This is a genomic window from Aciduricibacillus chroicocephali, from assembly GCF_030762805.1.
Taxonomy (GTDB): Bacteria; Bacillota; Bacilli; order Bacillales; family Amphibacillaceae; genus Aciduricibacillus; species Aciduricibacillus chroicocephali.
Genome location: NZ_CP129113.1, coordinates 897,687 through 911,210 on the forward strand (window position 1 = coordinate 897,687; position 13,524 = coordinate 911,210).

At 42.7% G+C, this 13,524-nt stretch carries 11 protein-coding genes; 9 read left to right on the forward strand and 2 right to left on the reverse strand.

Features of this window, described 5'->3' with window-relative positions; all coding sequences use genetic code 11:
* Positions 1–89: 89 nt before the first annotated feature.
* From QR721_RS04715 to hemY, 4 genes are all read left to right on the forward strand, one after another.
* Positions 90–2,276, forward strand: a complete 2,187-nt coding sequence (locus tag QR721_RS04715; protein ID WP_348029305.1) for a transglycosylase domain-containing protein — start codon at positions 90–92, stop codon at positions 2,274–2,276.
* Positions 2,277–2,390: 114 nt separating this feature from the next.
* A complete protein-coding gene (gene hemE / locus QR721_RS04720) occupies positions 2,391–3,425 on the forward strand; it encodes a uroporphyrinogen decarboxylase (protein WP_348029306.1) in 1,035 nt (344 codons plus the stop codon).
* A 33-nt stretch (positions 3,426–3,458) separates the two neighbouring features.
* Positions 3,459–4,394, forward strand: coding sequence for a ferrochelatase (gene hemH, locus QR721_RS04725; RefSeq protein WP_348029307.1), 936 nt, complete (start codon positions 3,459–3,461; stop codon positions 4,392–4,394).
* On the forward strand, positions 4,394–5,809 hold the full coding sequence (gene hemY, locus QR721_RS04730) for a protoporphyrinogen oxidase (RefSeq protein WP_348029308.1): 1,416 nt from the start codon (positions 4,394–4,396) through the stop codon (positions 5,807–5,809). Before hemH ends, hemY begins: the two co-directional genes overlap by 1 nt.
* Positions 5,810–5,893: 84 nt before the next feature.
* Here hemY and yhfH read toward each other — a convergent pair whose 3' ends face one another.
* Positions 5,894–6,022 (reverse strand): protein YhfH, encoded by a 129-nt coding sequence (gene yhfH / locus QR721_RS04735; RefSeq protein ID WP_348029309.1) that lies wholly within the window; start codon positions 6,020–6,022, stop codon positions 5,894–5,896.
* 283 nt (positions 6,023–6,305) lie between these two features.
* On the opposite strand from yhfH, the gene lplA reads away from it, so the two are divergent.
* On the forward strand, positions 6,306–7,301 hold the full coding sequence (gene lplA, locus QR721_RS04740) for a lipoate--protein ligase (RefSeq protein ID WP_348029310.1): 996 nt from the start codon (positions 6,306–6,308) through the stop codon (positions 7,299–7,301).
* 148 nt (positions 7,302–7,449) lie between these two features.
* Positions 7,450–7,971, forward strand: a complete 522-nt coding sequence (locus QR721_RS04745; RefSeq protein ID WP_348029311.1) for a competence protein ComK — start codon at positions 7,450–7,452, stop codon at positions 7,969–7,971.
* On the opposite strand, the gene QR721_RS04750 is transcribed toward QR721_RS04745, so the two are convergent.
* Positions 7,865–8,308, reverse strand: a complete 444-nt coding sequence (locus QR721_RS04750; protein WP_348029312.1) for a YhjD family protein — start codon at positions 8,306–8,308, stop codon at positions 7,865–7,867. The genes QR721_RS04745 and QR721_RS04750 overlap by 107 nt on opposite strands.
* A 176-nt stretch (positions 8,309–8,484) precedes the next feature.
* Between QR721_RS04750 and QR721_RS04755 the strand changes: the two genes are divergently transcribed.
* From QR721_RS04755 to addB, 3 genes are all read left to right on the forward strand, one after another.
* Entirely contained in the window at positions 8,485–9,111 is a 627-nt protein-coding gene (locus tag QR721_RS04755; RefSeq protein WP_348029313.1) for a TVP38/TMEM64 family protein, read from the forward strand.
* A 78-nt stretch (positions 9,112–9,189) separates the two neighbouring features.
* The gene (gene lepB / locus QR721_RS04760) at positions 9,190–9,765 is read left to right on the forward strand and encodes a signal peptidase I (RefSeq protein WP_348029314.1); all 576 of its coding nucleotides are present in this window, start codon (positions 9,190–9,192) and stop codon (positions 9,763–9,765) included.
* Between the two features lie 264 nt (positions 9,766–10,029).
* The gene (gene addB / locus QR721_RS04765) at positions 10,030–13,524 is read left to right on the forward strand and encodes a helicase-exonuclease AddAB subunit AddB (protein WP_348029315.1); all 3,495 of its coding nucleotides are present in this window, start codon (positions 10,030–10,032) and stop codon (positions 13,522–13,524) included.

The following is a 13,524-nucleotide window of genomic DNA, read 5'->3' on the forward strand; positions in this document are numbered from 1 at the left end:
TTGTATTCCCGTAAAAACATTATTATAATGATTATTGAATTGGAATCATTACTTAGCGTTTAATTGGAACAGCGATGCCGAGGTGGCAGATGGATCATAAAGAAAATATGTTCAAACGGCTTATGAAAAAGCTATGGAACTATAAAAAAATAAGAACATTTGTTTATACTGCAGTTGTTTTTCTTCTTCTGTTTGGAATGGCCTATGCGTTTCTTCTCTTTGGCGGACGGCTCGTAATTGACGAGAAGGATCTAATCCTGAACGCGACTACGACTATTGAGACAGAGGACGGAGAAACAATTAAGGAATTATATGAAGAAAACCGAAAGCCAATCGCGATTGAGGAGGTTCCTCCATATGTACCGAATGCTTTCATCGCGATTGAAGATCAGCGTTTCCGGGAGCACGGAGGAATCGACTTTCGCTCAATCATGAGAGCGATTGTGCATGATCTGGCTGCAGGTTCAAAAGCGCAGGGTGCAAGTACAATCACTCAGCAAGTCGTGAAAAATCTTTCGCTTAGCCAAGATAAGACTTGGATGCGCAAGACGAAAGAAATGATGGCAGCTATCTATCTTGACAAGCATCTGACAAAAGATGAGATTCTTGAACTATATTTGAATGCTGTCTATTTTGGACAAGGAGCTTATGGGGTTGAGCAGGCTGCCCATGTTTATTTTGGGAAAAGTGCCCAGGAATTGACTACAAGTGAGGCAGCGATGCTTGCCGGAATGGTGAAGAGCCCGACAGGCTATTCACCGGTCAATTATCCTGAAAGAGCTAAGGAAAGACGCAATCTCGTCATATCCCAAATGTACAAAGAAGGTTACTTGTCAGCTAAGGAAGAGCTGCGTGCATCAGGTCAGACACTCGGTCTTGTGAAAAATAATAAAGAATCGATGGCCTGGGCCGACAGTTTTACAGACTATGTCATGAAAGAAGCCGCAGCAGACTACGGTTTGTCAATTGAAGAGCTAAAACGAGGCGGCTACAAAATCAAGACGAGCATCGACCCTGCTGCACAAAAAGCAGCCTATGAAAAATTCCAGGATGATGCTTATTTTTCAGGAAATACAGAGGGTGTCCAGGGTGCACTGACTTTGATGAATGAAAAGGATGGCAGTCTGGTGGCGCTAATAGGTGGCAGAGATTATCAGCTTGGTAACTTAAACAGGGTAAATGTCTTGCGCCAACCGGGTTCAACGATGAAGCCGCTCGCTGTTTATGGGCCTGCTATGATGAAAGGAAAATTCAATCCATACTCTCTGCTCATAGATCAGAAACGGACTTACAATGGTTACACAGCTGCCAATTATGACGGGATCTATGAGAATGCCGTTACAATGTATGAGGCACTCATCAAGTCTAAGAATGCGCCTGCTGTCTGGTTGTTGAATGAGATTGGAGTTCCAAACTCCAAAAAATACTTAAAAAAGATGGATATCGATATTAAGGAAGAAGGGCTTGGTATTGCCCTTGGAGGACTTGAAAAAGGACTATCACCAATTCAGATTGCCGGAGCATACAGGACATTTATTCATGAAGGCAAGTACGTTGAACCACATGCCATTCTTCATATGGTGGATTCTGATGGCAATGAAGTGGAACGAAAACAGCCATTAAAATCATCAAAAGTATTTAGCAAAAAAGTTGCCTGGAATATGGTCGATATGATGGAATCGACTGTTCAGGAAGGTACAGCTCAGGCTGGAATGTATGACAAAGCTCTCGCGGGAAAAACAGGCACGACTCAGCATCCGCTTGCGTCTGGTGAAACAAAGGATGCCTGGTTTGCAGGAGTTACACCGGAATATAGTCTTGCAATCTGGATGGGTTATGATATGAGCGATGCTGATCACTATCTGACAGGTGGCAGTGAGTATCCGACAAAACTTGCGAAGTCTATTCTGTCACAGATAGATGAGGAAGAGAATCTTTCTAGTAAGTTCCAACGTCCGAAAGGGATAAAGGAGCTTCAGAAGCCGATACACTTACCCGAGATTCATGATGTCCGGGTAAAGTATAACCTTGGAGGTTCCACACTGGTCAAGGCGCGTATCTCTTGGCAGGCTGATACATCAGATGACCGTGTCGTCTATCGTGTCTATGAGAAGAAAAAAGGGGAGGCTCAGCTTATTGGCGAGACGAAGGGAAAGAAAGAACTCGTTCTGTCAAAAGCAGATCTGTTCAAGTCGCGTACATTTTATGTCGTACCATATGATCCATTGACCAGGCTTGAAGGGGAAAGGTCGAAAAGTGTTGAACTTGGATTTTAAATAAGAATAATTATTGACAATTGGTCCTTGCCCCAATATTTTTTTCGGTGAAAATGATATAGTGGATTCAGGACATTATAAATATAAATTGGATAACTTAAAAGGGTGAACAATTTGGCGAAGAAGATAAACGATGTGATCATCCGCGCCTACCGCGGGGAAGAGACAGAGTATACACCTGTCTGGTTTATGCGACAGGCAGGAAGGTCGCAGAAAGAATACCGTGAGCTGAAAAAAAAGCACTCTCTATTTGAAATTACACACCAGCCGGAAATGTGTGCATATGTAACCCGGCTTCCTGTGGAGCATTATGATGTAGATGCAGCAATCCTTTACAAAGATATCATGTCTCCGCTTCCAGCTATTGGTGTGGATGTCGAGATTAAATCTGGCATTGGCCCGGTTATTTCAAATCCAATCCGTACAAAAGAGGATGCCGAAAGACTTGGCACAATTAATCCTGGAGAAGATGTTCCTTATGTTCTTGACACAATTCGTCTGTTGACTGAGGAACAGCTTGAAGTGCCGCTTATCGGGTTTGGCGGAGCGCCTTTCACATTGGCGAGTTATATGATTGAAGGCGGGCCGTCAAAGAATTACAGCAAGACGAAAGCAATGATGTATCGGGATCCGGAAACATGGTTCCTGCTCATGGACAAACTTGCTGATATGACGATTACATATATTCAGGCGCAAGTCGAAGCAGGAGCGAAGGCGATCCAGATTTTTGATTCATGGGTTGGTTCTTTGAATGTTAGTGACTACCGGATCTTCATAAAACCTGTTATGACGCGTATTTTCAATGAACTCGGCAATGAAGGAGTACCACTGATTCTATTCGGATTTGGCGCCAGTCACTTACTTATGGAATTTAATGATCTTCCTGTCGATGTCATCGGCCTTGATTGGCGTACATCAATTGAGGAAGCTAGAGAGATGGGCGTGACGAAGGTGCTTCAGGGGAACCTGGATCCAGCGATTTTGCTTGCTGACTGGGACACAATAGAAACACGCACAAAAGCGATTCTTGATTCCAGCATGAAAGATGGCCATCATGTATTCAATTTGGGTCACGGAGTTACACCTGATATCGAACCGGCAACATTGAAAAGGCTCACAGAGCTAATTCATTCCTATACTAAAAGATAAATTTCAATCTGAAGACTAAGAGGTGCTACTAACATGGAAAAGAAAAAAATGGGTCTGCTTGTCATGGCATATGGCACACCACACAAAGAAGAAGAAATCGAGCCTTACTACACACATATTCGTCACGGTCGCAAGCCGTCTGACGAAGCACTTCAGGATCTGAAGGACCGTTATAAGGCAATTGGCGGTATTTCTCCACTTGCTAAGATTACTGATGACCAAGCTGAAGGTCTGAAAAATCGTCTTAACGAAGTACAGGATGAAATTGAATTCGAATTGTTCATCGGTTTGAAGCATATTGCGCCATTCATTGAGGATGCAGTTGCTGATATGAACAAGGCTGGTATCAAGGAAGCTGTAACAATCGTCCTTGCACCGCATTATTCAACCTTCTCCATCAAGTCATATAACGGACGTGCGAAGGAAGAGGCTGATAAATACGGCATCTCCGTAACATCTGTAGAAAGCTGGTATGATGAGCCTAAATTCATTCACTACTGGTCAACACGTGTGAAAGATACATTTGATAAGATGGCGGAAGAAGAACGTGAAAAAGCTTGTCTGATCGTATCAGCCCACAGTCTTCCACAAAAAATTCTTCAGTACGGCGATCCATATGCAGATCAGCTTCATGAAACTGCAAAACTGATTGCTGAAGAAGCTGGAGTCAACAATTATGAAGTAGGCTGGCAGAGTGAAGGAAATACACCGGATCCATGGCTTGGACCAGATGTTCAGGACTTGACACGTGAGTTGTTCGATAAGAAAGGTTACCGCTCATTCGTCTATACTCCAGTAGGCTTTGTCGCAGATCACCTTGAAGTTCTCTATGATAATGACTATGAGTGCAAGGTTGTCTGTGATGAACTTGGTGCGAAGTATCACCGACCTGAAATGCCAAACGCACAGCCTGAATTTATCGACATTCTTACTGGTGTCGTTCTCAAGCACTTGCAGCGTGAAGCGTAATGAATAGGAAGATTGCCATTATAGGCGGCGGAATCACTGGACTTTCCGCCGCCTATTCTTTAAAGAAAAAGATAGAAGAAAAAGGATTGCCGATTGATATCGCACTCTTTGAAGGCAGCAATCGACTTGGTGGTAAAATTGAAACAATGCATCATGGCGATTTTGTAATTGAGCGGGGAGCCGACTCTTTCCTCGCCCGTAAGCGACCGGCTGTTGATCTTGTCAAATCTCTAGGACTTGAAGAAGAGCTTGTAAGAAATGGCACAGGTCAATCGTATGTTCTCTCGGGCGGCAAATTACATAAGATCCCGAAAGGTTCTTATCGTGGCATTCCGACAAGATTAGGCCCTTATTTCAACTCTTCTCTGTTCTCTGCAAAGGGGAAGTTAAGGGGCAGCATGGATTTGGTTCTGCCTAAAAGCAAACATGAAGGAGACCAATCGCTAGGTGCCTTTTTTCGCCACAGATTCGGCGATGAATTTGTTGAACGGCTTATCGAACCATTGCTGGCAGGCATCTATTCAGGCAATATTGATGAAATGAGCCTGATGGCAACATTCCCGCAGTTCCATGAACTTGAACAGCGTCATGGAAGTCTTGTTAAAGGTTTGCAAGCAACAATGCCTGAAATCAATACGAAGAAACAGAAAAATCCAAAGGCAAAAGAAGGCGCTTTTCTATCTCTGAGGAATGGTCTTGGAACGATGATTACAGCTCTGGAAAAGGAGCTTGGAGCAATCATTTTTAAAGATGAATCTATAGATCATATCGAAAAGAAAGAAAACAGGTTTAATCTTTTGCTTGGCAGTGGCGAAGTATTCAAGGCTGATCGTGTTGTAATCGCGACAGAACATGAAGCAGTACCGAAAATGCTCAGCCAGTACGATTTTCTAAAGGTATTGAATGAAATACCGTCCACCTCGACTGCGAATGTGGCACTCGCTTTTGACAAGACTGCCATCAGGAAGGATATAGATGGAACCGGTTTTGTCGTTGCGCGTAAGAGCAAAACACGGATTACAGCATGTACATGGACACATAAGAAATGGCCTACGACGACACCAGAGGGGAAAGCGCTCGTCCGCTGTTATGTAGGAAAACCTGATGATCAGGAAGTTGTCAATTTGTCAGATGAGGAATTGACGGAAATCGTACTTAAAGATTTGAACAAAACAATGAAAATCAAGAAAGATCCTGAATTCGCTGTAATTACCCGATGGCGGGAAGCACGTCCGCAGTATACGGTCGGACATGTAGAGCGAATGAATAAGATTCAGGCTGGTCTTGAAGCGAACCTGCCTGGCGTGTTCCTTGCAGGAAGTTCCTATGCAGGTGTTGGCATCCCAGACTGCATTGAGCAAGGGGAAAAGGCTGCATCAAATGCACTCATCCACTTGGAAAATGAGTTGTATTAGTACAGAAAGAGGCTCACCTCAATTAAGGTGAGCCTCTTTCTCATATATAATCAACTGCTGACAGCAGTCTCTCGATTTTGAATATTATCGGGCAGGATGATCGCAGTCATCACAGAGCGATACGTAGCAATCCGCCTTTTCCCTAATTTCATGTCCGCATTTGCGACATTTTCTCTTTGGCAGTTTCTTGAAGAATTCAATAATGTTGTTCATTCGAAAAAGCCTCCTTGGGATAATGGCAAAATCTGTTTACAACAACCATTGTATTATAACAATTAAGATTAGTCAATATCTGTATTATAACAAAAGCGGGGTTTTTTATGCTTAATATTGTAAATTGTATAAAAGTTAAACGAGACAATATCCGCAGAATATGTCAATTCGGTTAAAATGAGTAGTTATTTGACTGTTTGATCAACATCTGATTGAACGTTCAGACGGTTTTGGATAAAATGAAATCATGTAAGATACGCATTAACAATGGGGGATGACATGAATGAAATTCATAGATAATAAAGGTATTACAGATCCAAGGATCAATCTGGCACTGGAAGAATACATACTTGAGAACTTCGGTGAGACGGATTCCTTCCTGCTTTTCTACATAAATGAGCCATCTATCATCATTGGCCGTAACCAGAACACGATTGAGGAGATTAATACGGATTATGTTGATTCGAAAGGAATTAAAGTCGTTCGCCGTCTCTCTGGTGGTGGAGCGGTCTACCATGATCTTGGCAATCTGAACTTTAGCTTCATTACACAAGATGATGGAGATAGCTTCCATAACTTTGCTAAGTTCACCAAACCTGTCGTCGAGGCTCTTCAGTCAATCGGGGTTCCGGCTGAGTTGAAAGGACGCAACGATCTGCTTGCAGATGGCCGCAAGATTTCCGGTAATGCACAATTTGCGACAAAAGGACGTATGTTCAGCCACGGAACACTTATGTTTGATTCAGAAATTGAACATGTTGTGTCTGCACTTAATGTGAAAAAGGAAAAAATCGAATCAAAAGGAATCAAATCAATTCGTAGCAGAGTAGTGAATATATCGGAATTCCTGGAAGAAAAAATGACAATGCAGGAATTTAAGGAATTGATTTTACGCCATATCTTTGATGTGGAAAAAGTTGAAGATGTACCGCAATATGTTTTGACTGAAGAAGATTGGAAAAATGTAAATGCTATTGCTGATGAGCGTTACAGAAACTGGGACTGGAACTTTGGTAAATCCCCAGCGTTTAACAAGCAGGCTTCACATAAATTCCCATCAGGACTTGTTGATGTACGTCTAGATGTTAAAAGAGGCATCATCGAAAACTGCAAAATTTATGGTGATTTCTTCGGTGTCGGATCGATTGAAGAGGTTGAGAAGAAGCTGGTCGGAGTCAAGCATGAGCGTGAGTCGATTGAGAAAGCACTATCAGATATTGATGTGCCACATTATCTTGGAAAAATTACAAAAGAAGAATTGATTAATCTAATTTACTGATTTTGAGGGGGACAAACCCCCTCTTTTTCCTTTTTGTCATTTTTAAGAACAAATATTTGCCTATTCAGCCTTTTCGGAAACAAGGTAATTTGCTAGATTGAAGATGACCCTTTCTTTCCACTTTAATATTTGGAAGGATGTAATCAATTTGACAAATCACCTCTACGCAACAAGCTACGAAGTAAATCCTCTTACACTTGCTATTCTTTCAAGAAAAGATGAGAAGGGCAGAACGACTGCATATGTTCTTGAACAGGATGCTGAATATGTCGTTTCCCGAACGCCAACGAATATTATTGATCAGAGCTGTTCTTACTTCGGTGCGAGTCTTAAAGGCCGCCAAGAAGGGACGAGAAGTATTTGTGGCATCACACACAAAGCTCCAATCTCAATCGATCCGGCAAGCGGTATGTATTTTTTCCCGACAGCCTCTCCATCAAACGCGCTCTGTTCCTGGATCGCACATTCACATATTGAGACACTTCATTCTCTTCCTAACCAAAATACTGAGATTACTTTCAAAAATGGTACGAGTATCGTCGTTGAGGCTTCACAAGGGTCCATCATGAATCAGGTGCAGCGAACGGCTCATTTTCGCTATTTGCTTGATAAACGCCTGCAAGGTCTGCCACGCTCTTTTGGGACGTCGGAACGGCTCCCGGTAATATAAGCTCTCTCATAATTGCTTCAACCTGTTTTCTGATTGCAGGATTGAAATAGTTGCGCTGTTCTTCTTTACGTCCTGAAATGAACATATAAGATGAGAATGACTCGTTCTGACTTAGTCTCGATACTCGTATTTTCCTCTCATGCATCGATTTCCTTAGTTCGCGCCTCTCTTTTTTTGCTTTAACAAGTAATTTTTCAATGAAATCAAGATAAGGTTCTTTGATTTTAAATGCTCCATTCGCAAAATGTTTCATGTCCTGTTCGAGAACCGTAATAGCCATTGACAGGAATAGAAAGCGTGAAGCAAGGTTGAATTCATCTTCTTTTAAATAACGCATTAAAACACACTCCTTCAGATGAAGAACGTTTGTTCTATTTTATGATGCCCGATTTTTGTTATGAATGCAATGGAATTTTTTCGGGAAAGAAAGGGTCTATGCATATTCTTTCCTGTAAAAAGGTTTATACTATAGGGTATGCGGCAAATGTTCGAATTGAAGGAGAACTGACTCACATGCATGAAGCAACCTTTGTCATTCTTACACAGAATTTAAAAGATTCAGGCCAGTATGAGGAGCAAGTAAAATATCTGCTGAATCAATATGAAAACCTCGGTCCTTTACCAGGATTGCTTCTTCCATTTGCAGAAGCATTTTTACCATTTCTGCCTCTCATCGTATTTGTCTTTGCGAATGCGGCAGCATATGGTCTACTGAAAGGGTTCATTCTCTCCTGGGCTGGTTCAAGCCTAGGATCAATCCTCGTATTTCTTATTGTTCGCAGACTCGGCAGGAAGAAGTGGGTCCGAAAAATTGCGGATCATAAGCAGGTCCATAAAGTGACAGAGTGGGTGGATCGCCACGGTTTTGGACCTTTATTTCTGCTCTTATGCTTTCCATTCTCACCGTCTTCCATTATTAATATTGTTGCCGGATTAAGTCGGGTCAGCACTCAGCAATTCATTCTAGCTGTCTTATTAGGTAAGTCGGTTATGATTTTCTCTATTGCCTACGTTGGGTCGAGCATTTTCTCGTTTGCTGAGAATCCTGTGAAGACCATTGTGGTCGGCATCTGTATAGTTCTGTTCTGGATGTTTGGAAAATTGATTGAGAAGCGGCTGCAACGCCGGAACAAAATGTAGCACCAATTTACAGAGTGTGATTAAAAGAGGTTTTTTCGGGAAAAATATGAGTAAAGAAAAGACCTGGAGGAGACAGCTATGAGAAACCGACTGCTCCGGCTTATTCCACTCATGTTGGTCGCTATTATGCTAGGCATGATGGTTCATGCCGTTCTCTTTGTAAATTACATCGTGGATGGGAAATCAATGGAACCATCTTTTGATGATGGCAATACGCTTGAGGTTAACCGGATTGCGTATAATCTGCACGAAGCAAAACGTTTTGATGTCATCGTTTTTCATGCGAATGAGAATGAGGACTTTGTAAAGCGAATCATTGCGCTTCCTGGTGAAACGATTGAATTTCGTGATGACAGTCTTTTCGTGGATGGCAAGCAGATTGAGGAGCCTTTCCTGAAGAACCGGATTCATGACCAGATTGGCCAATACACAGAGGATTTCACACTTAAAGAAAAGACGGGTAAGCAGACTGTACCGCCAAACGCAGTCTTTGTAATGGGTGATAACCGGCCGGACAGTTATGATTCAAGAGCATTTGGATTTGTTGAGAAGGAACAGATTGTTGGCAAGGTGAATAGACACTGGACTGAATCCAAAAAACCGTCGAATGTATGGCAATCAGCAATAATCCCGCTATTTTCTCTATGGAAATGAGAAAATAGCGGGATTTTTTAGTTGCTAACACTGATTCAGAAAATAGAGGGACAATATTTGTTGTCGACATTTTGAAGCATTTTTCTCTCCTTTTTGGTATCTTATGGGGGAATGAATTAATGGGATATGTTCGATTTTCATTCTCTAAATTTATGGTACAATGAGAACAAATGTTTGATTTGGCTTTCGGCTGAATTTGTGGAAGTACCGGAGAGGCAGTCATTTACTAAAATGAGATAGAGATTTTAAGTGGGAGGGATTCAAATGGGCATTCGATTTGTACTTGGTCGTTCAGGAGCGGGGCAGAGTGAGCATATTATTGAGGAAATTAAACAAAAGCTGATTGAAAACCCTCAGGGACCACCCATTTTTTATGTTGTCCCTGAACAGATGACATTCCAGCAGGAGCAAGAGCTGTTCGGCGACCCGGAACTGGGTGGCAGTATTAGAGCTCAGGTAGTAAGCTTTTCCCGTCTGGCATGGCGTGTGCTTCAGGAGACAGGAGGTGGGACGAGGCAATTTATCAGTCCTGTCGGAATTCGGATGATGCTCAGAAAAATTATCGATGAAAAGGATGATGGCTGGAATGTCTTCCAAAAGGCAATAGAAAAACAAGGTTTCCTGGAGCAGCTGGAAGGGATGATTACCGAATTCAAACGGTATGATATTACACCAGGCATGCTGGAAGAGCAAATTACGGACATCGACCAGTTCACGCATAAGACACCAAGAGAAATTTCTCTTCAGAAGAAACTAGGCGACCTCACCTACATATATGAGCACCTTGCAAAGGCTCTTGCTGGCAAGTATATGGACGGAGAAGACCAGCTAGATATGTTAAGAGATAGAATTGGGACAACTTCATTTTTCCGTGATGCAGAAATCTATTTGGACGGCTTTTATCAATTCGCACCGAAGGAAATGGCTGTAGTCGAAGCTCTTATGAATAAATGTGAATGTGTCACAATTGCGCTGACGGCTGACCCAGAGCATCTTTATGAAGAAAATGAGATGTCTGAGCTTGATTTGTTTTTTAAAACAAAAGAAACTTATTGGCAGTTTAAGCAGCTAGCTGGAGTGAACGGGATTGGTGAGGAGACGTCAGTTATTTTGGATGGCAAAGATATGAAATTTGCCAACAGCTCAGCATTTCTCCATTTAGAGCGTAATTTTGATTCTCGTCCTTTCCCTGAATATAGAGGAGAGGCTCCAATAAGAATTGCAGAAGCTGTACATCCGCGTGCTGAAGTGGAGGGGATGGCACAGGAAATCCTGAACCTTGTTCGTGACAAGCATTGCCGCTTTAAAGACATTGTTATCTATATGCGTGAGCCTGACACATACCATGATCTCATTCATACAATTTTTGATGATTATGGGATTCCTGTTTTTATAGATGAAAAGAAACCGATGCTCCATCATGTGCTTATTGAACTGATTCGTTCTGCCCTTGAGATGGTTGAGAACAATTGGCGCCATGATGCAGTTTTCAGGGTGTTGAAAACAGGCTTCATTCCCGAGGGGGATGGAGAGTTTCCATTAAATGAAGACGCGATTGATGAGTTGGAAAATTACGTCCTTGAATACGGTATTCGAAGCAGAGATCAGTGGTCAGCAAAGCGTGACTGGAAGTTCCAGCGTTTCCGCGGCTTCGACGAGGCTGCACAGACAGATGAGGAATTACAAATGCAGAAACGGATCAATATGCTTCGACGGCAAGTCACAGCTGCACTTGGTAATTTTGATGAAGAAATCAGGAAAGCTGAAACGATCCGGGAAAAGTCAGAAGCGGTTTATTTCTTGTTGGAGCGGCTTAAGGTGCCGGAACAGTTGGAGAAGTGGCGCACCTATTATGATGATCATGGAGAAATTGAACGTGCCCGTGAACAGGATCAAGTATGGGATGCCATGGTTCAGCTGTTTGATGAAATGGATGAGCTCGGTGCCAAAGAAACCATTTCTTTGAAGGCTTTCCGTGAAACACTGGATGCAGGTCTTGAGTCTCTCAAATTTGCTCACGTGCCGCCAAGCTTGGACCAGGTCATTGTCGGAACAATCGATCGTTCACGTATAAACGGCAAATCGCATGCATTCCTGCTAGGCGTTAATGAAGGAGCATGGCCAATGAAGCCGCCATCAGATGGGATGATTAGTGAAGATGAGCGTGAATTGCTCTTGAAACGTGGTGTTCGACTCGCTGAAACGAGCAGGCGCAAGCTTCTTGATGATTGGTTTTATATCTATTTGGCATTCACTTCTGCACATGAAGGGTTATGGGTGAGTTATCCGCTGAGCGATGAAGAAGGAAAGGCGAAGATGCCTTCACAGCTTATAAGACGCCTGGAAGGTTTATTCCCTTCATGCAGTGAGCGCATATTGCTGCAGGATCCCGACGAACTGTATGATGCCGAGAGATTTATTACAACACCTGTCAAAACAAGAGCAGCATTGACTGCACAGCTGGCGAGGAAACAAAGGAACTATCCAGTGAAGAATATTTGGTTGGACGTTCTTAATTGGTACATTGAAAATACACCGAAATACAGTACAACGTATGCAATTTTACAAAGTTTGCATTATGATAACTTGCCGACAGATCTTGCGGAGGAAACGGTACAACAGCTTTATCCAAAACGCTTAAAAGCAAGTGTGTCCCGGCTTGAAATGTACCATCGCTGTTCCTACCAGCATTTTGCCCAGTATGGTCTTGGACTGCAGGAGCGGCGTACGTATAAGCTTGATGCACCTGATATTGGGCAGCTTTTCCATGAGGCACTCAAGAAGATTGCCGAATGGGTTCAAGGAGAAGGCAAGGACTTTTCACAGCTTACAAAAACGGATGCTGGAAATTATGCGAACAAAGCTGTCAAAAGTCTTGCTCCCATACTTCAGCACCAGATTTTACACAGTTCGAAGCGCTATGAATATATTCAACACAAATTGAAAGAAGTCATTGCTCGAGCGGCTTATGTACTTAGTGAACAGGCTAGGATGAGCGGGTTTTCCCCGGTAGGGCTTGAGGTCGGTTTTGGGGAGAAAGAAGAATTGCCGCCACTCACAATGCAGTTGCCAAATGGTTATGAGCTCATTTTGCGTGGGCGCATTGACAGGGTAGATAAGTCGATTTCTGGAAACGACCTTTATTTGCGCATCATTGATTATAAATCCAGCTCCAAGAAATTGAACTTGACCGAAGTGTATTACGGTTTGGCATTGCAGATGCTCGCTTACCTTGATGTCGTACTGCAATCTTCAGAAGCGTGGCTTGGACTCAAAGCTTCCCCTGCAGGTGTACTCTATTTCCATGTGCACAATCCGTTCATCTCCGGAGAAAAGGCACTTTCCGAAGATAAGCTTGAAGAAGAACTTTTCAAAAAGTATAAAATGAATGGCCTTTTACTTGCAGATCAGGAAGTTTTCCGGCTCATGGATAAATCAACGGAGAGTGGGACAAGCCCGATTGTGCCCGCAGGTCTGACCAAATCTGGTTCTTTCACAAAGGCTTCAAGTATTGCTGGGAAAGAGACTTTCAACCAGCTCGAAGGTCATATTCATCAACTGATGAGTCAGGCAGGACTGGACATTACATCAGGTGGCATCCATTTGAATCCATATGAGTTAAAGGATCAAGTTGCCTGCACGTTTTGCCCATTCAGTTCTGTGTGCCAATTCGATCCGCAAATTGGTACAAATGAATTCAGGAAACTCCAGCAAATGAATGAAAAGCAAGTGCTTCAAAAATTGACAGGAGAGGAGTGA